Origin of the sequence: Arthrobacter sp. zg-Y895 (genome assembly GCF_020731025.1) — a bacterium.
Taxonomy (GTDB): Bacteria; Actinomycetota; Actinomycetes; order Actinomycetales; family Micrococcaceae; genus Arthrobacter_B.
In genome coordinates this window covers 477,460-499,992 of record NZ_JAJFZY010000003.1, presented here as the reverse complement: position 1 = coordinate 499,992, position 22,533 = coordinate 477,460, and the positions used below count along the sequence as shown (strand labels likewise).

Sequence of the window (22,533 nt, the reverse complement as noted above, 5' to 3'; positions counted from 1 at the left end):
ATGGTCCTGGGACGGATGGCGGGCAAGACCATCATCATCTTCGGGGGAGGATCGCAGAAAGGGGAAATGAACAACGGGTTGGCAGCAGCGTTGACCTACGCGCAAGAGGCGGCGGATGTGTTCATCGTGGATGCCTCCGAGCGTGCCGTGGCCAATACGCTCCAGTGTCTGGACTCGGCAGGCCCGGCCGACGGCAAGTGGGGTGGAGCTGTTGCCGACGTGTCGGACAGTGACGCAGTGAAGGCAGCCGTGGAGGAGTGTGTCGCATTGTTGGGCAATCCGCACGTCCTGCACAACAATGTCGGAATCGCCCGTATGGGCGGGCCGGTAGAGATGTCCTTGGAGGAATGGAAATTTGTCCTGGACATCAATCTCACCGGCGCGTTCCTCTCCACAAAGCACGTGTTGCCTCTGTTTCTGGAACAAGGCAGAGGGTCGATTGTGAACATTGCCTCCATAGGGGGGCTGCGTTACCTGGGGTACAACTATCCAAGCTATTCAGCGAGCAAAGGAGGCCTTATACAGTTCACTGTGAATGTAGCCCTGGAATACGCCGCACAAGGGATCAGAGCCAACTCAATTGCCCCCGGGTTGATGGAAACGCCGATGATGTACAGGCAGATCTCAGGTAGTTACGAGTCGGTTGAGGCCATGGTGGCAGCGCGGAACAAGCTGAGCCCTACGGGAAAGATGGGAGACTCCTTCGATGTTGCGCGCGCGGCCCTGTTCCTTGCTTCGGATGAGGCCGGGTACATCAACGGAGTGTGCCTGCCCGTTGACGGCGGATTGTCAGCAGCCGTGACACACTAGCCTGCCGAGGTAGTTCGCAATGTCGTGGGGCGCAGGTTCAGGTGCCGGTCAGCCGGCGGTTTCCGTCCCCGCATCCGCCCGCTCCAGCAGCTGGAGCACCAGCCGGGTGAGCGTGAAAGCCGCGTCCATGTCGTAATCCGGCTGGCTGATGTCCGCGAACAGGTGCGAGGCACCCATATAGAGGAAAAGGTCGGCGTCCGGCGTGGCCGCGGCCAGGTTCTCCGCGGCGTCCAGGTCCCCGCTGTCCACGAATTCCTCATCGGCGTCCATGCCGTGGATCTGCACCGGGACGCCGGCCGGCCAGGTGTCCCCGAAGGTGCCCAGTGGCAGGCACGCGCTGACCAGCACCGCGCCGCGGGCTCCCGGGCGGGTCTGCGCCAGCCGCTGGGCCGGGATCACACCGAGTGAGAAGCCGATATAGACCATTTCCGCGGGGAACCGGTTCGCAATGCTGACGCCCAGCTCTTCGATGGTGTCCATGCCGATGTCCTGCGCGTAGGCCACTCCGGCCTCCAGATTGGTGAAGGTACGCCCGTCATAGAGGTCCGGGACCGTCACCGTATGGCCGGCTTCGCGCAGGACATCGGCGAAGGCATCCATGCCGGAGGTCAGGCCGAGCGCGTGGTGGAAGAGCAGGACGTTGGCCATCTGGGTCTCCTAGGGTTCGACGAGGATGCCGTCCTCGTCCGCGTAGAGCGCTGCGCCGGGACGGAAGGTGACGCCGCCGAACTCTACGGGCACATCCACCTCGCCGACAGAGTTCTTGGCGCTCTTGCGCGGATTCGAGCCCAGGGCCTTCACGCCCAGCGGCAGCTTGGCGACGGCGGTGCGGTCACGGATAGCGCCGTTGATAACGACGCCGGCCCAGCCGTTCTCCACGGCGGCCCCGGCGATCAGATCCCCCATCAAAGCGGTGTTCAGCGACCCGGCGCCGTCGACCACCAATACCGCACCCTCGCCGGGGGAGTTCAGCAGGGACTTGATGATGCCGTTGTCCTCCAGGCATCGGACGGTGCGGATGGGGCCGGTGAAGCCCACATGCCCGCCCAGGTCCTGGAACTGCAGGGATACCGAGGCCAGCTCGTCGCCGCGTTCGTCGTACAGGTCAGCTGTGCTTGTATTCATGGCACCACTGTGGCAGACGGCACAGCAGTGAATCATGCTGCCACGCCGGGGATTGGCCGTGCGTCGGGCCCTCGGTTTGTCCGGATCCCTGCACTTTGTCCGGATCCCTGCGCTGCGCGGCGCAGGGATTGTCACAAACCGCAGGGTTTTTCCCAAACCGCGGGGAATTCCGTGCCGGGAGGTTACGTCTGCGCCTGCTGGGCGTGGGATTTCAGGACGTCGACGATTTCCAGCAGGTCGGAGACGGAATGCGTGCGGCTGTCACGGGTGGCCTGCGGCCAGCCGCCGGGCAGGCCCTCGTTGTAATACAACCCGTCGGCCAGCAGGGTGATGGCACGGGCAATGCCCGGATCGCCCACCTCGTCATGGACCAGGTCGAACCAGCTGCGGTGGATGTCCTGCAGCAGTTCCGAGGCCACGGGATCGGATGCCTGCGCCAGGCGGACGACGCCGATCAGTGCCCGGTCCAGCTCGCTGCCGACGTACACGGAGCTGCGGACCAGATAACGCGCCGGACCTTCCGGATCCTCGCGCATTGTCTGCAGGTCCGCTGCGGCGAGGCCGCGGAGCTTTTCGATCAGGGCCCCGGCCATCGCTTCCTTGTTCTTGAAGTGATACAGCAGGCCGCCTTTGGAAACCTCGGCGCGTGCGACGACGGCATCCAGGGTAGCGCCGCGGGGGCCTTCGTTGATGAGGAGCTCCTCATAGGCATCGAGGATGCGGTCCCGGGCGGGACGAGTGTTGGGCATGCTTTTACGCTACGCCATCAGCGGACGAAACAGCCGCAATTTGGCTACCGTACAGTCTAGACGGTACAGTACTTCGGTGGGGTTTTCCCTGCCCAGAATCCGTGAAAGACCAACCTTGAAGGAGGAAGCCGTGCTGGCGGTCCAGGAAAAACCCGCAGTTACGCGTGCAGGAACGCGCGAATGGTGGGGACTCGCAGTCCTGATGCTGCCCGTTCTGCTCATCTCCATCGACAACAACGTCCTGAGCTTCGCCATCCCGTCGCTCTCGCAGGCGCTGGCACCGACCGGCGTCGAACTGTTGTGGATCGTGGACGTCTACGCCCTGGTCCTGGCCGGCCTGCTGGTGCCCATGGGTAGCCTCGGCGACCGGATCGGCCGGCTCCGCCTGCTGATGATCGGCAGCGTGGGCTTCGGCGTCTTCTCCCTGGTGGCCGCATTTGCGCCCTCCGCGGCACTGCTGATCGTGGCCCGTGCCCTGATGGGCGTGTTCGGTGCCATGCTGATGCCCGCCACCCTGTCGCTGATCCGCAACATCTTCACCGACCCGTCCCAGCGCCGGATCGCGGTGGCCATCTGGGCGGCCGGTTTCTCCGGCGGCGCGGCCCTCGGCCCGATCGTGGGCGGCGTGCTGCTCGAGCACTTCTGGTGGGGCTCGGTGTTCCTGCTGTCCATCCCGGTGCTGCTGCCGCTGCTGATTTTCGCCCCGATGCTGCTGCCCGAATCCAAGGACCCCAGCCCCGGCGCCGTCGACATTCTCGGCGTTGTCCTGGTCATGGGGGCCATGCTCTCGGTCACCTACGGCATCAAGGAATTCGCGCACGACGGCGCCTCGGCCGGCCTGCCGTTCATCGCCGCCGGCGTTGTGCTGGGCTTCTTCTTTGTTCGCCGCCAGCTTTCGCGTGAAAAGCCGATGCTCGACGTCCGGCTGTTCCGGAACCCGGTCTTCAGCGGCTCCATCGCCGCGAACCTGCTCAGCCTGTTCGCCATGGTGGGCTTCATCTTCTTCCTCTCCCAGCACCTGCAGCTGGTGGTCGGACAGACGCCCATCGAAGCCGGTCTGACCATGCTTCCCGGACTGGTGCTCACCATCATTACCGGCCTGGCCGTGGTGCCCCTGGTGAAGCGGGTCCGCCCCGCGGTTGTGGTGGCCGGCGGGCTGCTCTTCAATGGAGCCGGCTATGCCCTGGTCTTTGCTGCGGGGGAGTCGGTGACCGTGCTCCAGCTGATCATCGCGTTCCTGCTGCTCGGCGTCGGGGTGGGGGCTGCGGAAACCATTTCCAATGACCTCATCCTGGCCAGCGTTCCGCCGTCCCGTGCCGGATCCGCCTCGGCCATCTCCGAGACCGCCTACGAAATCGGATCCGTCCTGGGCACTGCCGTCCTGGGCAGCATCCTCACCGCGGCCTACCGCAACGGCGTCCAGGTCCCGGCCGGGCTGACCCCGGAGCAGACCGCTGCGGCCGGAGAAACCCTGGGCGGCGCCGTCGAAGCTGCCCATAACCTGCCCGCAGATGCTGCCTCGGCGCTGCTGCATTCCGCGCAGATGGCCTTCGACTCCGGCGTCAACATCACCTCGCTGATCGGTCTGGTCACCATGGTGGTGGCCGCCGTGGCTGCCGGCATCCTGCTGCGTCGGGTTCCGGCTCACCGGTAGTTCTGGTCCGGTCCCCGGGCGCAAGGTCCCGGGGAGACGGTTCCGGGCGCAAGGTCCCGGGGAGACGGTCCCGGGCGCAAGGTCCCGGGGAGACGGTCCCGGGCGCAAGGTCCCGAGCCTTCCGGGCCTTCCGCGCCTTCTGCACAGGCGATGCTGGCTGGAACCGGCCGAAACCGGTGTACACAAGGCGCGAGGCTGGTGCCGGCGCGACGCCGGACCGGCCGCCGTCGTCGGCCTCTCCCCACATGTGTTCGCCGGGGGCCCTCAGTCCCGGTGGGGACGGGCAATCAGTACCGGGCAGTAAGCATGCGAGGCCACAGCGGTGCTGACCGAGCCAAGCAGCAGCCCCGCAAAACCGCCGCGTCCGCGGTTGCCCACCACCAGCATCTCCGCCCCGCGGCTGGCTTCCATCAGCACCCGGGCGGTCTGTCCGGCGACGGCTGCCTGGGTTAGATCCTCGGGAGTTCCCGCCCCTTCGAAGGCCGCTTCCACCGCCTCGGCCAGGCCCCGCTCGGCTTCCACCCGCGGCGACCAGTCGGCGGTGGGAAACGGCGTGGCCAGCATTGCCGGAAACTCCCACACCGTGATGGCCTCAATGCGGCATTCCAGCAGGTCCGCCAGTCGACGAGCCATGCGCAGCGCCTCCAAAGACTCCTCTGAGCCGTCCACGCCAACGACAATCCGCTTCCGGGTTCCCTCAGTCATGATGTTCCTTCCAGGGCAGTTGGATATGCAGCAGTTTGCGCCCCAGGCAGTGGACAGGGCCAGAGCAGCGGCGATTTGCGCGGCGGAACCGCGGACTTGAGTAGAAGCGCCAATCGGGCATAGGGTAATAAGCATGCTTACGTTAGCGTGAGCGACCGCCTTTTACGGCGGCCCTAGCCGGACCGCCCGAATGGACTGACCTACCGAAAGTGGGAACTTCTATGACAAACGGCAACAAGTCGGACCAGTACACCTTCCAGAACCCCGTGGACCGCTACCCGTCCATTGCGCCGCCTATCCAGGACCAGCCCGAGCCGGGCCTGGATAAGGATATGACCCCGCATGTTGACCATGGCGAGGACAGCTACCGCGGCACCGGACGCCTGGAGGGCCGGAAGGCGCTCATTACCGGCGGCGATTCCGGCATCGGTGCGGCTGTGGCCATCGCCTTCGCCCGTGAGGGGGCCGACGTCGCCATCTCCTACCTTCCTGAGGAGGAGCCGGACGCCCAGCACATTGCCGAGGTGGTCGAAAAGACCGGACGTAAGCTGGTGAGGCTTCCCGGTGACCTCAAGGATCCCGAGTACTGCCGCCAGCTGGTCGAAGATGCCGTTTCGGCCCTGGGCGGGCTGGACATCCTGGTCAACAACGCTGGCAAGCAGATTGCCGTGGAGAACCTTGAAGATCTCTCCGACGAGCAGCTGGACCACACGTTCAAGACCAACATCTACTCGTTCTTCCGGGTGACGAAGGCTGCGCTGAAGCACCTGCCGGCCGGCTCGAGCATCATCAACACCACCTCGATCCAGGCGTACAACCCGTCCCCGGATCTGCTGGACTATGCCAGCACCAAGGCGGCCATCAACAACTTCACCAAGGGCCTGGGCCAGCAGCTGGCACCCAAGGGCATCCGTGTGAACGCTGTGGCGCCGGGTCCGTTCTGGACTCCGCTGCAGCCGTCCGACGGACAGCAGAAGGAAGCGCTGCCCGAGTTCGGCCAGAGCACCCCGCTGGGCCGCGCGGGCCAGCCCACCGAACTGGCTCCGGCCTACGTCTTCCTGGCGTCGCCGGAATCCAGCTACGTGGTCGGCGAAACCCTGAACGTCAACGGCGGCACTCCGTCCCCGTAACGTCTGCGGTGTTATCCCGTTAGAGCTGAGGCCCCGCAGGTGCGGGGCCTTGCTGTTTAAGCCGGCTGGGCGGCGGGGACCTGCGGGGCTGCGGGGCCTGCGGGGCCGCGCACGGCATCCAACGAATTGGTGCTGCTGTTGCTGGCGGGATCTCAGGCGTCACTTCTGTACCGGAGCGTGGGACCATTCTGCTGCGGCCGCGCACAGCATCCCACGACGTGGTGCTGCTGTTGCTGGCGGGATCCCAGGCGTCACTTCCGTACCGGAGTATGGGACATTCTGCTCCGGCCGCGCACAGCATCCCACGAAGTGGTGCTCCTGTTGCTGGGGAGGTCCCAGACGTCACTTCCGTACCGAACGGTGGGACATTCTGCGGGCGGGCATCCCACCAACAAAAACGGCCGCCGCAACTCCCGGGAACCGGAGGTTTCAGCGGCCGCTGCGGCCGACAATCCGCGTCTTAGCGGGCGACGGTCTCTTCGGTGCGGAAGTCTGCACGGTCAATGCGGCGGTGGAAACGCATTCCGGCCAGGCCGCCCAAGATGGCGCCGAGCAGGGTAGCCACCAGGCTGGCGGCGACGGCGATCCAGGTGCCGGCGTCCATGCCTTCCAGGTTCTCGGGCAGCGGCGCAACCGAGTTGAGCTGGCTGATGCTGCGGATATCGTTGCCGAAGATCAGGCCCAGGACGATGACGACGGCGGCCGCCACCAGTGCCCACAGCCATACGGCCAGGCCCTGCTTGGCGCCGTTGAAGCGGGCCATGCGGCCGGCGACGTATCCGCCGGCAAAGTAGGAGAGCAGCAGGACCAGAAGCATGATGATCGCGCCGATGATCCCGGCGGACTGGTTGGCTGCTGCAGATTCCAGCGCCTGGCCGAGGTTGGTCTCAGCCGAAAGGCCCACGGCAGCACCGATCGCCGCAGCCAGTGCGGAAAGCAGCACCACCATTCCGGTAGCGGTCAGCCAGCCGAAGAACGCCGCACCGAACTTGAAGCCGCCGAAGCGTTCCTTCTCCCGGGCCAGCAGTGCCTCACGGTTGGGCAGGGCGGCCTCGCGGGTGTGCACCGCGTCGCGGTCATCAATTCGGCCGTCCCGGTCGTGGTCGCGTACGACGCCGCGGTCACCGTTCCGGTCGTCGTGTCGATCATCCGTCGTATCGCCGGCGTTCATGGCGTGCCGGTTCTCGGCGTCGCGGTCCGCGTTGCGTGCAGTGTCCGCGTCACGGTGGTCGCGCACGGCGGATACCGATGTTGCGCCGCGGTGCTCGCCGGTGCCGTCAGTGTCGGGGGAGCGGGTGGCGGTGACCGGTGCGACCCGGGTACGCGTATCTTCGGCGCCGGAATCGGAGTCCGAACGGGAATCGGAGGCCGGCATCGTGCGGCCAGCGGCGTCGTCGTTCGCGGTGCCCGCTACCGGTTCGGCGGCATGGCTGCCCGCGCGGCGTCCGGTGGCATGCGACGGAGCAGAGGAGGCGGTGTCGGTATCCATGGCCCGGGTGGCGGTGTCCTCCCGGTGACCGTCCACGGGAACGGCCTGGCTGTCGTCGACGGGCGCCGGCCGATCGGACCGGTCTCGGAACGGGCCGCCCTCAGAGGCTCCGCGTCCGGTGTTGGAAGCGTTTGTGTTCCCTGGTTCGGTGCTCATTTACTGCTCTCCTGTTTTCCGTCCGGTGAATCGGGCTGAAGATGCCACCTTATAAGCATCCTTAGTAATTTCTCCACCCGGGGGTTCGAGCCACGCCGGGGATTTCGGGCTCGGCGGGCAGGGCAAACGCTCCGGTTTGGGAAAAACAGGCCGACGCCCCGGCTGGGTAAATACGAGGGGAGTGGACAGCTGGTGGAACACTGGGGGAATGGATCCGGACCTTCTTGTAACCATTGCCGCAGCCCTGGTGATCGCCGTGGGCCTGATCGGCATTGTGGTGCCCGTGCTGCCGGGCAGCATCCTGATCATCATTGCCCTGCTGGGCTGGGCCCTCGGAGTGCAGAGCGCGCCGGCCTGGTGGTCCTTCGGTATCGGTGCGGTGCTCCTGATCGCCGGAATGCTATCCAGTGCCTTCCTCACCGGACGGCGGCTCAAGGAACGGGAAATCCCCAAACGCTCCGTCGTGGCGGGTGTGGCTGTGGGCATCGTTGGAATGTTCACCATTCCTGCCGTGGGCCTGTTCATCGGGTTCGCCGTCGGCCTGCTGCTCAGCGAGTGGCTGCGCAAGCGGGACCTGCCCACCGCCTGGTCCTCCAGTGTGGCCACCCTGAAGGCCATGGGCATCGGGATCTTGGCCGAACTGGCGCTGGCACTGACCGCAGGCGGACTCTGGGGCGGGGCTGTCTGGCTGCACTTCGCCACCCGGTAACACCGTTCCCCAAGGTGAGCCGCGTGGGTAAGGTCTGGCGTTATGAGCGAGCCGCCGATCAACCGCAGCCTGCGGTCCGTTGATGATCTCCTGAGGATGATGGACGGGCTGTTCGCCCGTGACTCGGTCCGCTGGACCCACGACGCGGGCAGCACCTGGTGGAACAGGTTCTATGCCGACCGGACACGGCCCGTCCCGTTCTTCGCAGACAAACCCGACGAAAACCTGGCACGCTGGGTCAGCGATGAAGTGTTCGTGCCGACGAGGGTACTGGATATCGGGTCAGGTCCTGGCCGCAATGCCCTGTTCCTGGCGGAAAACGGTTATACCGTGGATGCCGTTGATCTCTCATCCGAAGCCGTGGCGTGGGGGCGGGAACGTGCCGCAGCGAGGCGCCTGGAAGTCTCATTTACCTGCGGCGACGCCTTTGCCCTGCCGCCGGAAGCGCTTTCAGGAATGTACGGACTGGTCTACGACTCAGGGTGCCTGCACCACCTTCCCCCGCACCGCCGCATCAGCTACCTCCAACTGCTGCAGCGCACCCTCGCGCCCGGCGGCTATCTGGGGCTGGCCTGTTTCGCCCGGGGCCGGATGGGCTCGGAAGCTCCCGACGAACAGCTCTACCTCGACGGGGCATTTGAAGCGGGTATTGCCTTCAGCCCTGACGACTTGCGGTGGGTTTTTGCGGACTTCGAGGAGATCGAAATCCGCCCGATGGCCGCTCAGGAACAGGACTCGCCCTGGTTTGGGGAATCTTTCCTGCTCACCGCACTGTTCCGCCGCCCCACCCCGGACGACTAGCCCCCGGTCACGAACCCCGCGAGGTTCCGCAGCTGGTCGACGCGGCAGCCGGGGTTCACGTACATCATGTGCCCGGCCTCGTAATAGTGGTGCGTGAACCGGGACCGTGCTTCATCGCTCAGCCGCATATGCGCCCACACGTACTCCGCGGCGAAATGCGGCGTGGCGCCGTCGTAGTAGCCGTAGTCCACGTGCACCCGCAGCGCCGGGTTGTGTACCAGCAGCCGTTCCAGGGTGCCGGTGACATCGACGGGCACACCCTCGAAGGTCTTGTAGCTCCACGGCTGGACCCGGCCGCTGAGGATTTCGTAGGGGAGATCGTTCTCGTAGCCGAGCTCGGCGCGGACATAGTGGTTGATGGCTGCGGAATAGGGGCCGTTAATGGCCACCAGGCTGGGATCGTCCCAGTTGATCCAGTCCTGCTGGTGCGCGGGCGCGGCGGTAAACCGGCCGTCAATGCGGCCCACGGCCAGGTTGTCCTCCCGCAGCAGCTCAGCGGAGAACATCGCGTAGTCCCAGCGCAGGTTGGTACGGCGGATGAAGCCCTCGCTCAGGGTGGTGATGGCGGCGAGGCGGGCGACGACGTCGTCGTACTCCTCCGCGCTCAGCCGGGACCCCTGGGTCAGCGCATAGCCGTACTCACGGGCGGCGTAGGCTTCGGCTTCGCGGACGACGTCGGCCAGCTCGCGGCCCGGAATCCGGCCGTGGAAGTGCGCGATGGCGGCGTAGGTCGGCAGATGCAGCGCATAAGGGGTGTCCCGCCCGGGGGCGAAATCCAGGGTGGCCAGGTTCAGGACAGTCGAAATCAGGCCCAGGCCGTTGACTGCGAGTCCGTAAGCGTCGAACAGCTTCCCGGCCACGGCCACTGCGCGCAGGGTGCCGTAGGACTCACCCACCAGGTACTTCGGGCTCAGCCAGCGGTTATTGCGCGTGGTCCAGAGCCGGATCACCTCGGCCACCAGGTCCCGGTCCTCCTCGAACCCGTGGAACTCCGCGGCGTCGTTGCCGTTCACCACGCGGGAGAAGCCCGTGTTCACCGGATCAATCAGCACCAGGTCTGCGTGTTCCAGCAGGGTCTGCGGGTTGTCCACCAGATCAAACGGGGGAGGGGTCAGGGAGCCGGCGTCGCCCGAGTCCACCATCCGCGGGCCAAGCAGTCCCATGTGGAGCCAGACGGAGGAGGAACCAGGACCGCCGTTGAAGGCAAACACCACCGGACGCCGGTTGGGTCCGGTCTCCGGTGCGTCCGCCGTGTAGGCGACCAGGAAGATTTCCGCCTTGGGCCGAAAGCCGTCCGACTTCCCGTCGCTGACTTCTTCCTTGCGGAACACCATCCGTCCAGTGGTGGTGGTGTACGCCAGGCCCGAGGGCAGGGTGTGCCGGCGGACAGCGAAGTCGTCGGTGACGTCCGGTGCGGGGTTCGCATCCGGACCGGCGGGAGAGGCGGCGGCGGCGGGGGCGGAGGCAGGGGTGTCGGGGTGTTCCTGGGAGACCATGGCAAGGACACTACCCGTGCATCGGCCGATTATCCGGGAGGAAAACGGCACTGTTGGAGGCGGGTCCGGCAACTGCCCTGACTACTCTTCCGTGCATTCCGGAGCGGGTCTACGTTGGAAACACCGTGACCGGCCACGGCACCCCGCGGAGGGAACGCCGATTCCGGCGCCGGTCCATAAGGTGCGGAGGCATTATGTTTTTCCATAAACAGGAACTCCAGTTCAAGTCCACTCCGGAGAAGCCGGATGCGGTGTTCGCCCGGAAGCTTCAAGAGGCCTTGGGCGGCCAGTACGGCGAAATCACGGTAGCCATGCAGTACGGATTCCAGTCCTGGAATGCGCATATTCCGGGTAAATACCGGGACCTGCTGTACGGCATTGCCGCAGAGGAAATGGGCCATGTGGAAATGCTGGCCATCATGATTGCGCAGCTGCTGGAAAAGGCTCCGTTGGGGGTTACCGACGACGCCGTCCAGAACGATCCCACGGTTGCAGCGGTGATGGGCGGCATGGACGTGCAGCACGCCATCGTGGCCGGTGCCGGCGCCCGCCCGGTGGACAGCAACGGCAACCCCTGGACCGGCGGCTACATCACGGCCAGCGGCAATATGCTGGCGGACTTTACGTCCAACGCCAACATCGAAATGCAGGGCCGCGTTGCCGTTGCCCGGCTCTACCACATGACCGATGACCACGGGGTGCGGGACCTGCTGGCGTTCCTGCTGGCCCGGGACACCATGCACCAGAACCAGTGGACCACCGCGGCCCTGGAACTTCAGGCGGAGAACATGGAACAGCTACCGGTACCGAGCAACTTCCCGCTCAACAAGGAACACCGCGAGGTGTCCTACCAGTACCTGAACTTCTCCGACGGCGAGCATGCGAAGGAAGGGTCCTGGGCGAAGGGCCCGACGCCGGACGGCAAGGGCGAATTCAGCTACCACGACGGTCCCACCACCCGGGCCCCGATGCCGCCGCCCACCCGCCCGGACGCACGGTACTACGGCACCACGGACGTACCCAACCCGGTCGAGAAGGCGGCAGGAGCCGTGCAGGACAAGCTGAACAAGGAATAACCCTGCTAAATGCAAAACCGGGCGGAGCCGCAGAGGCCCCGCCCGGTTTCGTGCTGTCCGGAGTTTCAGCCCTTCGAAGCGGTCCGGGCCGCCTCCCGGGCCCCGCCCGAGGTGAGTTCAGGAGCAGGCTTGGCGTAGAACAGCGAGGCCAGAAGGGCAAGGAGAATGACGGCCGCGGGCAGGTACAGGGACTGCCCCATGGCCTCGGAATAACCGGCCTTGAGGGCGTCCGGGAACGCACCGCCGGCCGGTGCGGGGCCGCCGTCGGCCGCCCCTGCGCCCAGGTGCGCCGTCAGCCGCGACTGCATGACCGCGGCGATGGCGCTGCTGCCGATCACCGCGCCGAACTGCCGGGTGGTGTTGTAAACGCCGGAACCGGCACCGGCGACGTCGGCCGCGAGGTTGCGCGTGGCGGTCAGCGACACCGAGGGCCAGATGCATGCGTTCGCCAGTCCCATGAGGGCCATCGGCAGGACAAGGTGCCAGTACGGGACGTCCGGGCTGAGGATGGAGCCGAGCCAGATGAGGGATGCCGCCATGGCAGCGAACCCGAAGACCGCAATGAACCGGGGGTTCCCGCGCTGGACGATTTTGCCCGCAGCCGGGGCGAGGACTCCGGCCAGGATTGCCATCGGGGCGAGCAGGAGCGCCGCCTGGGTGGGGCTGAGCCCGCGCACGTTCTGCGCAAAGAGGATCACTGGCAGCGAGAACGCGGTTACGGCGAAGCCCATGCCCGTGATGGAGATGTTGGCCAGGGAGAAATTGCGGTCCCGGAAGAGTTTCAGCGGCAGCAGCGGCTCGGCGCGGTTCAGTCGTTGCCAGAGGACAAACATACCCAGCAGCACCACCCCGGCAATGATCAGCGACCAGACGGACAACGGCCCGGCAATGGTTCCCCAGTTGTAGCTTTCGCCTTCCTGGATGCCGAAGACCAGGCAGAACATCCCCGCCGCGCTGAGCAGCACGCCCAGATAATCGAAGCGGTGCACGGCGGTGGGGAGTCTCGGCACCAGCCGGTAGGCCAGGATGAAGCCCAGCACGCCCACCGGTACGTTGATGAAGAAGATCCATTCCCAGCCCAGTCCGTCGACCAGCACACCGCCCAGGATCGGACCCACGAGGGTGGCGACGCCGGCGGTTGCGCCCCAGAGGCCCAGTGCGGTGCCGCGCTTGTCCGGCGGGAAAATCCGGGTAATCACGGACATGGTCTGCGGGGTCATCAGCGCGGCTCCGAAGCCCTGGACCACACGGGCCAGGATCAGCGCGTCCACGCTGTTGGCGAAGCCGCACCAGAGGCTGGAGAGCGTGAAGACCACCAGCCCGACCAGGTAGACCCGGCGCGGGCCGAACCGGTCCCCGAGCCGGCCGGTAATCAGCAGCGGCACGGCGTAGGCCAGCAGGTAGGCGCTGATCACCCAGATCACCTGGTCGAGTCCTGCACCCAGGTCCGCCATGATGGCGGGGGTGGCGATGTTTACGATCGTGGAGTCCACCAGGATCATGAAGAACCCGATGACCAGGGACCAGAGCGCCGGCCACGGTTTAAGGTCCGGCTGGGAGGTGTTCAAGATGCGTTGCTGCCGTTCGGTCGAAAAAGCGGTGGGGGCGGGAAAAGAGCCGAAGTCCATTGTGGACCTACTTCCCCGTACGGCATACCCCCGGGCGGTTCCCCGGTGGAATTCTGTGCTGTCCCGTGAAACTCGCCGGTCCGGGTAAGGGCCCGACGTCGGCGGCGGGCGTACGATGCCTGCATCCGGGTGCGGGGGCCGGTCCGTTTCCACATCACTGTCCGTCTCAAAACAATGGAGTTTTAGATGAGTGTCAATGCCGCGTCCGCCGTGCCTTCTTCCGGCCGGATGAGCCGGGAGGAACGCAAGGTCCTCGCCGGAACCCTGGTCGGCACCACCATCGAGTGGTACGACTTCTTCATTTACGCCCAAGCTGCGGGCCTGGTGCTGGCCACCCTGTATTTCGGTCCCATCAACGACGGCCCGCTGGGACAGGTGGTCTCCTTTGCGACCATCGGCATCAGTTTCCTGTTCCGTCCCCTGGGCGCCGTCGTCGCCGGGCATCTGGGGGACCGGATCGGCCGGAAGAAAATGCTGGTGTTCACGTTGGTCATGATGGGTATCTCCACCGCCCTGATCGGTCTGGTGCCCACGTACGAGCAGATCGGCGTCGCCGGTCCGATCCTGCTGATTGTGCTGCGCATTATGCAGGGCTTCTCCGCCGGCGGAGAGTGGGGCGGTGCCGCCCTGCTGTCGGTGGAGCACGCCCCGGCGGGCAAGCGCGGACTCTTCGGTGCCTACCCGCAGATCGGCGTGCCGGTGGGCATGATCCTGGCGACGTTCGTGATGTACGTGCTGAGCACGAGCCTGAGCGAGGAAGACTTCCTGGCCTGGGGCTGGCGGATCCCGTTCCTGGTTTCGGTGGTACTGATCATTGTCGGCTACTTCATCCGCCGCTCGGTGGCCGAGAGCCCTATTTTCAAGGAGATCCAGGAGCGGAAGAAGGAATCCTCCGCCCCGCTGAGCCAGCTGTTTCGGCACAACAGCCGCGAGGTGATCCTCAGCGCGTTGATCTTCATCGCCAACAATGCGGCCGGGTACCTGGTCATCGCCTTCTTTGCCTCTTACGCCACCGGTAAGCCGGAGGCGGGCGGGCTGGGGATGGACCGCCCCTCGGTGCTGCTGGCCACCACGCTGGGATCCTTCGGCTGGCTGATCTTCACGCTCTACGGCGGGATCCTGTCCGACCGGATCGGCCGGGTCCGCACCTTCCAGATCGGCTACGCCTGGGTCTTCCTGTGGGCGGTCCCGATGTTCCTGCTTATCGACACCACCAACATTGTCCTGTTCGCGGTGGCGATTTTCGTCCTGACCATCGGCCTGGGCCTGTCCTACGGACCGCAGTCAGCGATGTATGCCGAGATGTTCCCGGCCCGGGTGCGGTACTCGGGTGTCTCCATCGGGTACGCCCTCGGGGCCATCCTGGGCGGGGCGTTCGCGCCGACCATTGCCCAGGCGCTGTTGAACGAGACCGGCTGGTCGCCGTCCATCGGCCTCTACATCATGGTGCTGTGCGTGGTGTCCTTTGTGGCAGTGACCATGGTGAAGGAAACCAAGGGCAACGACCTGCACGTGGAGGGCTCACCAAAGCAGCGGTCCCGGCAGTAGCGCCCTACCGTTCCAGGACGCCGATTTCGTTGCCGGCCTGGTCATAGATCCGCAGGGTGCCGCCGTCGACGTCGGCCGCGGCACCCGCGGCGAGCCAGGTGTCCATTCCGGGCGGGCAGGCCATCAGGGTGGTGGCCATGTCCCGGAGCGTGACGCGGTTGCCGGAGACGCTCCAGTGCCCCATCAAACGGTTGCAGCCGTCCGTGCCGCTGACCCGCCCGTCGGGGCTGAAGTCCAGGGACGGTGCGTCCGGGTTGTCGACGTCGCCCCACACGCCGGTCACATCGGCGGCCGAACTCCCGCCGCTTCCGCCGGGATCCGGGGACGCACCGGCGTTGTTCCCGCAGGCGCTCAGCAGCAGCGCGCCCGCCAGCAGGGGGAGCAGCAGCCGCATCAGAGCCACTTGTTCCGTTTGAAGGTCACGTACAGGATGGCGCCCATCCCGAACATCGCCAGGATGGCCAGCGGATACCCGAATTCCCATCCGAGCTCGGGCATATCTTCAAAGTTCATGCCGTAAATAGTGCCCACCAGGGTGGGCGCAAAGAGGATGGCAGCCCACGAGGAAATCCGCTTCACCTGTTCATTCTGTTCAATGCTGGTTTCCGCCAATCGGTTGGAGGCCAGCGTCGAGGACAGGGTGAGCGCATTCTCCAGGATGGCGCGGTACGCGTTGACGCGGTCCACCAGGCGCAGCACGTGGTCCAGCACGTCCCCAAGGTTGTCATGCAGGTCCGCCGGGATGCCGTACTGGTCCGCATTCTGGCGCAGTTCGCCCACCACGTTTTCCAGCGGGCTAATGGCGCGGTGGAACTGGATGACTTCGCGGGAGAGCTCGTAGATGCGGCGGGGAACCTCGGCGTCGCCGCCGAACAGCTGGTCCTCAATCTCGTCAATGTCGTTTTCCAGCCCGGCCGCGACGGGAGCGTATTCATCCACCACCTGGTCCAGCACCGCGTAGAGCACCGCCTGCGGTCCAAGCGCCAGCAGGTCCGGCTCCTGTTCCAGCCGCTTGCGGACACGGGTCAGGTCCGGTGATTCGGCGTGCCGGACGGTCACGACGAAGTTGGGGCCCACAAACAGGTGCAGCTCACCGAACTCGACGCGTTCGACGTCGTCCAGGTAGCGGGCGGGCCGGAGCACCAGGAACAGCTGGTCACCGTACTGCTCGAGCTTCGAGCGCTGGTGGCCGGCCAAAGCGTCTTCGACAATGAGCAGGTTCAGGCCGAACTCCTCGGCGACGGCCAGCAGCTCCACCTCGTCCGGGCGGTACAGGCCGATCCATGCCATGCCGCCGGAGCTGCGGGTCAGTTCGAACGTTTCATCCAGGCTGTCCGGGTTATGGTGGCGCTTGCCGTTCACATACACCGCATTGTCGACCAACGTCATGGACATTCCCCTAGCGTCTAAACCAAAAAACCCGTCATCGGCCGGGCACCGGGCGGCGGCCACTGCCCATTATCCCTGCCCGCCGGTCCCCGTGCCGCTCGGTGCCGCGCGCGGGACGGCGTCCAGCCCCGTGCAGGGCGCGCAGGGCATTGAGGATGGCGGCCAAATCCACCAATTCCTGGGTCAGGGCACCGGCGACCGCCGGAATGTACCCGAAGGCTGCCACCAGCATCAGGGCCACGCTCAGCGCGATGCCGAGCCGGATGCTCTGCAGCGCCACCCGAAGCGTGTGCTGGCCGATGTCGACGGCCACGGCCACGCGGGAGAGGTCGTCGGCGGCAATCACCGCGTCGGCGGACTCGCCCGCCGCGGTGGAACCCCTGGCACCCATGGCAATGCCGACGTCGGCCGCTGCCAGCACCGGTGCGTCATTGACGCCGTCGCCCACCATCAGGACCGGCCGGTCGGGCAGGGCGGCAACCGCCCGGACCTTATCCGCCGGCAGCAAGCCGGCGGAGACGTGCGTAATGCCCAGCTCGTGGGCGACGCTGTGTGCGGTTCCGGCGGCGTCACCGGTGAGCATGGCCGTGGACCGGACTCCCAGCCGCCGCAGGTCCGTCAGCGTGGCCGCGGCATTGGGGCGCACGGTATCGCTAAGCACCAGGGTGCCGGCGAAGCTGCCCTCCACCCCGACATAGACGGCCAGTTCGCCGGGCCGCAGGGGCTGTTCCGCCGGGTCCGCGCCCGTGCCGGCAATGAACCGCTGCTTGCCCACCCGGATCCTGCGGCCGCCGATCAGCGCTTCCACCCCGTTGGTCGCCGTCTCCGAGGCGTAGTGGGCCGGCAGTAAAGTCAGCCCCCGTGCGGTGGCCGCCGACTGGACGGCGGCGGCCAGCACATGGGAGGAATACTGCTCCGCGGACGCAGCGAGGGCCAGCAGTTCGTCCTCCGTGAACGGCGGCTGCGGATGCACCGCCACCAGTTCCGGCCGGCCGGCGGTCAGCGTGCCGGTCTTGTCGAAGGCGGCCGTGCGGACCCGGGCAAGCTGTTCCAGGGTTGCACCGCCCTTGACGATGATGCCGTGCCGGGCAGCCCGGCTCATGCCGCCCATAAAGGCCACCGGGGCAGCAATCAGCAACGGGCAGGGCGTGGCCAGGACCAGTACCTCCGCGAAGCGGCCGGGATCGCCGCTGGCCAGCCAGGCAGCACCGGCAATCAGCAGGGAAAGCCCGGTGAACGGCAGTGCGTACCGGTCCGCCAGCCGCACCAAGGGTGCCCGCGACGCCGCGGCCTCCTGCACCAGGGACACAATCCGCTGGTACTGGCTGTCCGCCGTCGTTGCCGTGGCACGGATACGGACGGCAGCCGTGCCGTTGACCGACCCGCTGAGCACCGTCTCCCCGGCGCTGCGCAGGGCCGGCAGGGATTCGCCCGTGAGTGAGGACTCGTCGAACTCGGCGGCCGGATCCAGCAGGATGCCGTCCACAGGCACCAGTTCGGCGGGCCGGACCAGCAGGATGTCGCCGGGCCGGACATCGGTGGCGGCAAGATCGACGACGGCGTCCGCTTCCAGCCGGTGGGCTTGCTGGGGTGCGCGCTCCAACAGGGCATCAAGCTCGCTGCGGGCACGGCCGGCGGCATAATCCTCCAGCGCCTCGCCGCCGGAGAGCATCAGCACGATGATCAGCGCGGCGAGGTATTCGCCAACGGCGATGGTGCTGAGGATCGCCATGACGGCCAGGATGTCCAAACCCCAGTTGCCGGCACGGATGTTCCGGACCATCCCCGCGGCGGTCTGCAGCGCCACCGCGCCCGCATACAGGCTTGCCGTCCAGGCCGCGGCGGTACCGGCATCGACGGCGAGCAGGGCAAGGACCGCCAGGCCGACCAGCAGTGTGGCGAACACCAGCGGATAACGGCGCACCGCGTCCGGGATCCTGGGTATTCTGCTGCTCCACATGTCTTCAGTTTTAGGCCGGTTGCGGAGCAGTTTCCAGCAAGATAATGCTTACCTAAATTTTCCCTGCACTCTCAGCGGAGGGCCGCTTCAATCCGCCGGGCGGTTTCCGCCAGCCGCAGTCCCATGGCGTCTTCGTCCTTACCGGAGCCGAAGTACACCACCGACACCGCGGCGGGCAGCTGGCCTGAGACAGTGACGGGAGCGGCAACGGCGGAGACCCCTTCGATGACCTCGTTGTGGCTGACGGCGTAGCCGCGCTCCCGGGCTACGCGGCTTTCGCTGCGGTACTTCTGCCCGGGGGCCAGCCGGTCCCACTGCTCCTCCGTCATGGCGGACTGGATGGCGATCCCGGGAGCACCGGCGGTGAAGGAGTGGCGGGTGCCCGGGCGTTGGATGAGGGCGGTGCGGCTGTGGGTGGGTTCCACGGTCATCAGGGTGACGCAGTTCTGCCGGTCCCAGACGGCAACAAAGGCGGTCATGGAGAGCTCATTGGCCAGCAGGCTGAGCTCGGGCAGCGCCGCCGACTGCAGGTCCCGTGACACGCCCCGGGCCAGCGCTGCGAGGCCGGGTGCGGCCGAGACCCGGCCGGCGTCGTCGCGCATCACCAGGGAGTGGGATTCCAGTGTCCGCAGGATCCGGTAGGCGATGGAGCGGTGTACCCCAAGCCGTTCGGAGAGTTCGGCAATGCTCAGTGCGCCCTCCGCGTCCGCGAGGAGTTCCAGGGCGCGGATGCCGCGGGAGAGGGTCTGGGACTGGGAGCCGGCTCCGGTTGGCTCAGGGGGTGTCATGGGCCAATCCTAAGCGCACGGCCCTGCGTTGCCGTGCCGTGACGGAGGCGCCGGATGCCCGTTACACGCCGCGGCGGCTACACTCCGCGGCGGCGGCTGAGCAGCCCGGACATCAGCAGCAGCAGCCCGCCCGTGAGCGGCCACAGGATGTACATGCTCAACAGCGCGCCGAAGGAAGCGACCACGAGGCTGGTCAGCATGGTGCTGCAGACCAGGATCATTCCCAGGACAATCCGAGCCTGGCCGCGGTGCGGCGAGGGGATCGGCGGAAGCCATGCGGGACGCTCATCTGTCCAGCTCATGCGAGCCATTTTAGGACTGCGGGGCGAGGAAGGAACCGGCCGTGGCCCGATTTTTCCGCCGTGGCCCGAAACGGCCTCTTCCCGGACCTCGGACCGGCGTGAAACGATGGCAAAACCCTGCCGCCAACCCTGAGGGAGCCTGCCGCGATGGACGAAAGCGATCTCCTTATTGATGCCTTCGGACGGCTTCCCGGTGCAGTCCGGCGGGCCGTGAACAACCTCGACGCCGGTGCGCTGAACCACCGCCCCTATCCGGACGGAAACTCCATTGCCTGGCTGATTTGGCACCTGAGCCGGGTGGAGGACCACCAGATTGCCGAGGTGTCGGGGCAGGAGCAGGCCTGGACCGCCGACGGCTGGGCCAAACGGGTGGGGCTCCCGCTGGCGGTGGAAGACACCGGCTACGGGCATACCTCCGAGCAGGTGGCGCTGGTCCAGGTGCACTCCGCGGAGCTGCTGCTGGGCTATTACGACGACGTGCATTCCCGCACCGAGGCCTTTGTCTCGGGACTGTCGGGTGAGGACCTGGGCCAGATTGTCGACCGGGCCTGGGATCCGCCGGTTACGCTGGGCGTCCGGCTGGTGAGCACGTTCGCGGACTGCCTTGAGCACGTGGGACAGGCGGCCTTTGTCCGGGGAATGGTGCTGGCGCACTAACCACGTGAGGTCAGCAGTTTTTCGCACGCGTTGATGCAGCGGCGGCAGGCCTCCGCGCAGATCCGGCAATGCGGGTGCATGGCGGCGTGCTGCTGGCATTCCTCGGCACACGCGGCGCAGGCTGCAATGCAGGCATGCAGCAGGCTGGCGCTCGCCGGCCCCGTGGCACCCGTTCGGGACAGCACTGCGGACGTGGTTGCGCAGATCTCGGCACAGTCCAGGTCGGTGCGGATGCAGCTGACCAGCTCGCCCACCATTTCCTCGCTCAGGCAGGCGTCTGCGCAGGCGTTGCAGACCTGGGCACATTCACCGCAGGCCAGCAGGCACTCGACCAGGAGGCGGGGATCCGAAGTGCGGGGGCCGGCGGCGGGATGGTTTTCGAGCATTTCGGTGATCAGGGCCATGGCATTCTCCTTGGTTCCGGTGTGCTTTGCGCGGGACCGCTCTCCGCGGGCGAACCGTGCCGGTTCCTCGACGGTAGCGAGGGTCCCAAGGCATTCCTAGGGTGCCGGGGGTTTGGTGCGGGCCGGAGCACGTGTTTAGAATCGGTGTAGCCTAGCGGGGTCGGTTGTTCGGCCGTTTCGATCCGCAGTTCGGACCGGGTACGACGCCGCACGGTGCAGTTTGGGGCTTTAGCTCAGTTGGTAGAGCGTTTCGTTCGCAATGAAAAGGTCAGGGGTTCGATTCCCCTAAGCTCCACAGGAAAACCCCCGGGAAACCGGGGGTTTTTGCTTTGTCCGGAGCGGTCCCGCCGTGACGGGGCGTCCCGGAGGGACCGATAGAGTTGGTCCATGAACAACTTCAAGCAGAGTGCAGCGCTCATCTCCTGGGGCGGCGCGATTCTGTTCCTCGGTGCCCTCTTTATCCTCTTTTCGGCCATGGATGTCCTGATGTCATCAGGTGCTTATTCCGATACGCACAACAGCGTGATGTTCCTGTATCTGGGTGTGGTCGTCGCCATCGCAGGTGTTTCGATGCTCCTCGTAGGCATTCACCGCGTAGTTTCCTCCTTGGGCGTGCCAGGAAATCCCGCCGTGCAGGATCAGCCCGTGCCTAACGAGCCGGCAAACCTCGCCTAGCCGCCTTTCCCCCGTGACCGAGCGTTCCGCGGCTGAGGCCTTTGAAACAGGCGTGCGGTTTCAAGGGCCCGCGAAGGCCGGTGCCGGGCCATCAGCGGGCCCAGGGGTGTTAGACACAACACGCTTCATGCGGGCAGGCGACCTGTACTGTGCCTAGGCTGGAAGCATGAAAGTCACTGGCATTATTCGTCCTGTCGAAACCCGGGAATTGGAAGCCGAGGGGGAGGGATTCCTTGAAGCCCGCGAAGCACTCCAGGCCCAGGTCCCGGAGGGTTGGCAATTGATTATGGTGACCACTCATCCGTAAGTGCTGAATTAGCGGTACCGGAAGTCCCTAATATAATTCTTTAGCGATACCGGGAGCCCCTTTTATTCTGAAATACTCCCGAAAATCCGCGGATTACAGGGGATTAGCGACACCTCCACGGTCCGTCAATAGCAGGATGAAAAAACGGTGCCGGAAATGTCTGATTTACCGATGACATAATCCGGAGTGCATGTCATGATTTGCCAATGCCGACCCGTGAAGAAATAGAAGCAGCGCGTACTCCTGCAGGTGGTTTCACCAAACAGCAGCTTGAGTTGTGGGGTGTCTCCTGGCCGCCCCCACGCGGCTGGCGTCTCCGGCTCGAAGAAGAAGCCGAAAAGTCGGCCTTGGCCGGAAGCCAGGACCGGATCGGCGCGCTCTAGAACCCCGCACGTTACACTTCCCGCATGACCATCACCTTCCGCAGGATGACCCCTGACGACGCCAGTGCGGTCACTGCCTTCCTGACCGCCAACCGGTTCCCCTTTCACGTGAATCCGGCGCCATGCGAGTCCTCCGCAAACAAGCGGGTGGCGGAGGGACACTTCTGGAGCAAGGAATCCCAGGGGTACTGGGTGCAGCACGGCGGCAAGGACATCGGGCTGGCAGTCCTGGAGGATCTTGAGGACGACAACCCTGTTTTCGACCTTCGCCTGGCGGAAAGCCATCGCGGCCGCGGACTGGGCGTGGACGTGGTCCGGGCCCTGTGCCGGCTGGCCTTCACCGAATTGCCGCAAATTGTCCGGTTTGAAGGCCAGACACGGGAAGACAACATTGCCATGCGTAAAACGTTCCTGCGCGCCGGTTTCGTCAAGGAAGCCCATTACCGGCAGGCGTGGCCGACGGCGGACGGCACCCGGTTGGCGTCCGTGGCTTATGCGATACTCCGTTCGGACTGGGAAAACAACACGGTGACTCCGCTGGAATTCGACGACCTGCTCCTGGACGCATAGAACCGCAAAAGCTAGGGGAGCC

General features: G+C 65.9%; 24 protein-coding genes and 1 tRNA gene. 12 read left to right on the top strand and 13 right to left on the bottom strand.

The genetic code is table 11. The annotated features are described in order from the left end of the window. A complete protein-coding gene (locus LJ760_RS04065) occupies positions 1–810 on the top strand; it encodes an SDR family NAD(P)-dependent oxidoreductase (RefSeq protein WP_227919541.1) in 810 nt (269 codons plus the stop codon). Between the two features lie 48 nt (positions 811–858). Here LJ760_RS04065 and LJ760_RS04060 read toward each other — a convergent pair whose 3' ends face one another. The 3 genes from LJ760_RS04060 to LJ760_RS04050 form a co-directional block, all read right to left on the bottom strand. Then, complete coding sequence (locus LJ760_RS04060) at positions 859–1,458, bottom strand: dienelactone hydrolase family protein (RefSeq protein ID WP_227919539.1); 600 nt, start codon at positions 1,456–1,458, stop codon at positions 859–861. A 9-nt stretch (positions 1,459–1,467) separates the two neighbouring features. Continuing rightward, positions 1,468–1,935, bottom strand: coding sequence for a ribonuclease E activity regulator RraA (gene rraA / locus LJ760_RS04055; RefSeq protein ID WP_227919537.1), 468 nt, complete (start codon positions 1,933–1,935; stop codon positions 1,468–1,470). A 182-nt stretch (positions 1,936–2,117) separates the two neighbouring features. Beyond that, positions 2,118–2,684, bottom strand: coding sequence for a TetR/AcrR family transcriptional regulator (locus LJ760_RS04050; protein ID WP_227919535.1), 567 nt, complete (start codon positions 2,682–2,684; stop codon positions 2,118–2,120). Between the two features lie 115 nt (positions 2,685–2,799). Here LJ760_RS04050 and LJ760_RS04045 point away from each other — a divergent pair, with 115 nt between their 5' ends. Next, on the top strand, positions 2,800–4,338 hold the full coding sequence (locus LJ760_RS04045; protein ID WP_442860630.1) for an MFS transporter: 1,539 nt from the start codon (positions 2,800–2,802) through the stop codon (positions 4,336–4,338). Between the two features lie 264 nt (positions 4,339–4,602). On the opposite strand, the gene LJ760_RS04040 is transcribed toward LJ760_RS04045, so the two are convergent. Further along, positions 4,603–5,043, bottom strand: coding sequence for a universal stress protein (locus LJ760_RS04040; RefSeq protein ID WP_227919533.1), 441 nt, complete (start codon positions 5,041–5,043; stop codon positions 4,603–4,605). Between the two features lie 221 nt (positions 5,044–5,264). Between LJ760_RS04040 and LJ760_RS04035 the strand changes: the two genes are divergently transcribed. After that, positions 5,265–6,173, top strand: coding sequence for an SDR family oxidoreductase (locus LJ760_RS04035; RefSeq protein WP_227919531.1), 909 nt, complete (start codon positions 5,265–5,267; stop codon positions 6,171–6,173). Between the two features lie 460 nt (positions 6,174–6,633). Here LJ760_RS04035 and LJ760_RS04030 read toward each other — a convergent pair whose 3' ends face one another. Beyond that, positions 6,634–7,818: a hypothetical protein gene (locus tag LJ760_RS04030; RefSeq protein WP_227919528.1), complete on the bottom strand. Its 1,185-nt coding sequence runs from the start codon at positions 7,816–7,818 to the stop codon at positions 6,634–6,636. 208 nt (positions 7,819–8,026) lie between these two features. On the opposite strand from LJ760_RS04030, the gene LJ760_RS04025 reads away from it, so the two are divergent. Together LJ760_RS04025 and LJ760_RS04020 are read left to right on the top strand one after the other, a co-directional pair. After that, positions 8,027–8,527 carry a DUF456 domain-containing protein gene (locus LJ760_RS04025; protein WP_227919526.1) on the top strand — a complete coding sequence of 167 codons (501 nt, stop codon included), beginning with the start codon at positions 8,027–8,029 and terminating at the stop codon, positions 8,525–8,527. A gap of 42 nt (positions 8,528–8,569) precedes the next feature. Beyond that, positions 8,570–9,328, top strand: a complete 759-nt coding sequence (locus LJ760_RS04020) for a class I SAM-dependent methyltransferase (protein WP_227919524.1) — start codon at positions 8,570–8,572, stop codon at positions 9,326–9,328. On the opposite strand, the gene LJ760_RS04015 is transcribed toward LJ760_RS04020, so the two are convergent. Then, positions 9,325–10,824 carry a S10 family peptidase gene (locus LJ760_RS04015; RefSeq protein ID WP_227919522.1) on the bottom strand — a complete coding sequence of 500 codons (1,500 nt, stop codon included), beginning with the start codon at positions 10,822–10,824 and terminating at the stop codon, positions 9,325–9,327. The two genes, LJ760_RS04020 and LJ760_RS04015, sit on opposite strands and share 4 nt — an antisense overlap. A gap of 194 nt (positions 10,825–11,018) precedes the next feature. On the opposite strand from LJ760_RS04015, the gene LJ760_RS04010 reads away from it, so the two are divergent. Further along, on the top strand, positions 11,019–11,900 hold the full coding sequence (locus LJ760_RS04010) for a manganese catalase family protein (protein ID WP_227919520.1): 882 nt from the start codon (positions 11,019–11,021) through the stop codon (positions 11,898–11,900). A 65-nt stretch (positions 11,901–11,965) separates the two neighbouring features. Here LJ760_RS04010 and LJ760_RS04005 read toward each other — a convergent pair whose 3' ends face one another. After that, positions 11,966–13,468 (bottom strand): DHA2 family efflux MFS transporter permease subunit, encoded by a 1,503-nt coding sequence (locus LJ760_RS04005; RefSeq protein WP_227919518.1) that lies wholly within the window; start codon positions 13,466–13,468, stop codon positions 11,966–11,968. 246 nt (positions 13,469–13,714) lie between these two features. Between LJ760_RS04005 and LJ760_RS04000 the strand changes: the two genes are divergently transcribed. Further along, the gene (locus LJ760_RS04000; protein WP_227919514.1) at positions 13,715–15,076 is read left to right on the top strand and encodes an MFS transporter; all 1,362 of its coding nucleotides are present in this window, start codon (positions 13,715–13,717) and stop codon (positions 15,074–15,076) included. A gap of 4 nt (positions 15,077–15,080) precedes the next feature. Here LJ760_RS04000 and LJ760_RS03995 read toward each other — a convergent pair whose 3' ends face one another. The 5 genes from LJ760_RS03995 to LJ760_RS03975 form a co-directional block, all read right to left on the bottom strand. Next, a complete protein-coding gene (locus LJ760_RS03995) occupies positions 15,081–15,470 on the bottom strand; it encodes an META domain-containing protein (protein ID WP_227920914.1) in 390 nt (129 codons plus the stop codon). Next, complete coding sequence (locus tag LJ760_RS03990; protein ID WP_227920912.1) at positions 15,470–16,465, bottom strand: magnesium and cobalt transport protein CorA; 996 nt, start codon at positions 16,463–16,465, stop codon at positions 15,470–15,472. Before LJ760_RS03990 ends, LJ760_RS03995 begins: the two co-directional genes overlap by 1 nt. Positions 16,466–16,499: 34 nt before the next feature. Then, positions 16,500–18,425 (bottom strand): heavy metal translocating P-type ATPase, encoded by a 1,926-nt coding sequence (locus tag LJ760_RS03985; protein ID WP_227919511.1) that lies wholly within the window; start codon positions 18,423–18,425, stop codon positions 16,500–16,502. Positions 18,426–18,496: 71 nt separating this feature from the next. Beyond that, positions 18,497–19,213 carry an IclR family transcriptional regulator gene (locus LJ760_RS03980; protein ID WP_227919509.1) on the bottom strand — a complete coding sequence of 239 codons (717 nt, stop codon included), beginning with the start codon at positions 19,211–19,213 and terminating at the stop codon, positions 18,497–18,499. 77 nt (positions 19,214–19,290) lie between these two features. Continuing rightward, the gene (locus LJ760_RS03975) at positions 19,291–19,515 is read right to left on the bottom strand and encodes a hypothetical protein (RefSeq protein ID WP_227919507.1); all 225 of its coding nucleotides are present in this window, start codon (positions 19,513–19,515) and stop codon (positions 19,291–19,293) included. Between the two features lie 147 nt (positions 19,516–19,662). Here LJ760_RS03975 and LJ760_RS03970 point away from each other — a divergent pair, with 147 nt between their 5' ends. Further along, a complete protein-coding gene (locus LJ760_RS03970; RefSeq protein WP_227919504.1) occupies positions 19,663–20,172 on the top strand; it encodes a mycothiol transferase in 510 nt (169 codons plus the stop codon). Here the strand turns inward: LJ760_RS03970 and LJ760_RS03965 are convergent. After that, the gene (locus tag LJ760_RS03965; RefSeq protein WP_227919501.1) at positions 20,169–20,576 is read right to left on the bottom strand and encodes a four-helix bundle copper-binding protein; all 408 of its coding nucleotides are present in this window, start codon (positions 20,574–20,576) and stop codon (positions 20,169–20,171) included. The two genes, LJ760_RS03970 and LJ760_RS03965, sit on opposite strands and share 4 nt — an antisense overlap. A 222-nt stretch (positions 20,577–20,798) precedes the next feature. Between LJ760_RS03965 and LJ760_RS03960 the strand changes: the two genes are divergently transcribed. The 4 genes from LJ760_RS03960 to LJ760_RS03945 all read left to right on the top strand — a co-directional run bounded on the left by LJ760_RS03960 (position 20,799) and on the right by LJ760_RS03945 (position 22,511). Beyond that, positions 20,799–20,871, top strand: a tRNA-Ala gene (locus tag LJ760_RS03960). Positions 20,872–20,963: 92 nt separating this feature from the next. Continuing rightward, positions 20,964–21,251, top strand: a complete 288-nt coding sequence (locus tag LJ760_RS03955) for a hypothetical protein (RefSeq protein ID WP_227919498.1) — start codon at positions 20,964–20,966, stop codon at positions 21,249–21,251. A 513-nt stretch (positions 21,252–21,764) separates the two neighbouring features. Further along, positions 21,765–21,941 (top strand): hypothetical protein, encoded by a 177-nt coding sequence (locus LJ760_RS03950; RefSeq protein ID WP_227919497.1) that lies wholly within the window; start codon positions 21,765–21,767, stop codon positions 21,939–21,941. A gap of 24 nt (positions 21,942–21,965) precedes the next feature. After that, positions 21,966–22,511, top strand: coding sequence for a GNAT family N-acetyltransferase (locus tag LJ760_RS03945; protein ID WP_227919495.1), 546 nt, complete (start codon positions 21,966–21,968; stop codon positions 22,509–22,511). Positions 22,512–22,533: the final 22 nt, after the last annotated feature.

What these genes read in the sequence shown, in the direction of transcription:
- rraA (WP_227919537.1), bottom strand. Translation starts at nt 1,935, where the DNA reads ATGAATACAAGCACAGCTGACCTGTACGACGAACGCGGCGACGAGCTG.
- LJ760_RS03970 (WP_227919504.1), top strand. Translation starts at nt 19,663, where the DNA reads ATGGACGAAAGCGATCTCCTTATTGATGCCTTCGGACGGCTTCCCGGT.
- LJ760_RS04000 (WP_227919514.1), top strand. Translation starts at nt 13,715, where the DNA reads ATGAGTGTCAATGCCGCGTCCGCCGTGCCTTCTTCCGGCCGGATGAGC.
- LJ760_RS04025 (WP_227919526.1), top strand. Translation starts at nt 8,027, where the DNA reads ATGGATCCGGACCTTCTTGTAACCATTGCCGCAGCCCTGGTGATCGCC.
- LJ760_RS04040 (WP_227919533.1), bottom strand. Translation starts at nt 5,043, where the DNA reads ATGACTGAGGGAACCCGGAAGCGGATTGTCGTTGGCGTGGACGGCTCA.
- LJ760_RS04035 (WP_227919531.1), top strand. Translation starts at nt 5,265, where the DNA reads ATGACAAACGGCAACAAGTCGGACCAGTACACCTTCCAGAACCCCGTG.
- LJ760_RS04020 (WP_227919524.1), top strand. Translation starts at nt 8,570, where the DNA reads ATGAGCGAGCCGCCGATCAACCGCAGCCTGCGGTCCGTTGATGATCTC.
- LJ760_RS03995 (WP_227920914.1), bottom strand. Translation starts at nt 15,470, where the DNA reads ATGCGGCTGCTGCTCCCCCTGCTGGCGGGCGCGCTGCTGCTGAGCGCC.
- LJ760_RS04060 (WP_227919539.1), bottom strand. Translation starts at nt 1,458, where the DNA reads ATGGCCAACGTCCTGCTCTTCCACCACGCGCTCGGCCTGACCTCCGGC.
- LJ760_RS04015 (WP_227919522.1), bottom strand. Translation starts at nt 10,824, where the DNA reads ATGGTCTCCCAGGAACACCCCGACACCCCTGCCTCCGCCCCCGCCGCC.
- LJ760_RS03950 (WP_227919497.1), top strand. Translation starts at nt 21,765, where the DNA reads ATGCCGACCCGTGAAGAAATAGAAGCAGCGCGTACTCCTGCAGGTGGT.
- LJ760_RS04030 (WP_227919528.1), bottom strand. Translation starts at nt 7,818, where the DNA reads ATGAGCACCGAACCAGGGAACACAAACGCTTCCAACACCGGACGCGGA.
- LJ760_RS03990 (WP_227920912.1), bottom strand. Translation starts at nt 16,465, where the DNA reads ATGACGTTGGTCGACAATGCGGTGTATGTGAACGGCAAGCGCCACCAT.
- LJ760_RS04050 (WP_227919535.1), bottom strand. Translation starts at nt 2,684, where the DNA reads ATGCCCAACACTCGTCCCGCCCGGGACCGCATCCTCGATGCCTATGAG.
- LJ760_RS03975 (WP_227919507.1), bottom strand. Translation starts at nt 19,515, where the DNA reads ATGAGCTGGACAGATGAGCGTCCCGCATGGCTTCCGCCGATCCCCTCG.
- LJ760_RS04010 (WP_227919520.1), top strand. Translation starts at nt 11,019, where the DNA reads ATGTTTTTCCATAAACAGGAACTCCAGTTCAAGTCCACTCCGGAGAAG.
- LJ760_RS03965 (WP_227919501.1), bottom strand. Translation starts at nt 20,576, where the DNA reads ATGGCCCTGATCACCGAAATGCTCGAAAACCATCCCGCCGCCGGCCCC.
- LJ760_RS03980 (WP_227919509.1), bottom strand. Translation starts at nt 19,213, where the DNA reads ATGACACCCCCTGAGCCAACCGGAGCCGGCTCCCAGTCCCAGACCCTC.
- LJ760_RS03955 (WP_227919498.1), top strand. Translation starts at nt 20,964, where the DNA reads ATGAACAACTTCAAGCAGAGTGCAGCGCTCATCTCCTGGGGCGGCGCG.
- LJ760_RS04065 (WP_227919541.1), top strand. Translation starts at nt 1, where the DNA reads ATGGTCCTGGGACGGATGGCGGGCAAGACCATCATCATCTTCGGGGGA.
- LJ760_RS03985 (WP_227919511.1), bottom strand. Translation starts at nt 18,425, where the DNA reads ATGTGGAGCAGCAGAATACCCAGGATCCCGGACGCGGTGCGCCGTTAT.
- LJ760_RS03945 (WP_227919495.1), top strand. Translation starts at nt 21,966, where the DNA reads ATGACCATCACCTTCCGCAGGATGACCCCTGACGACGCCAGTGCGGTC.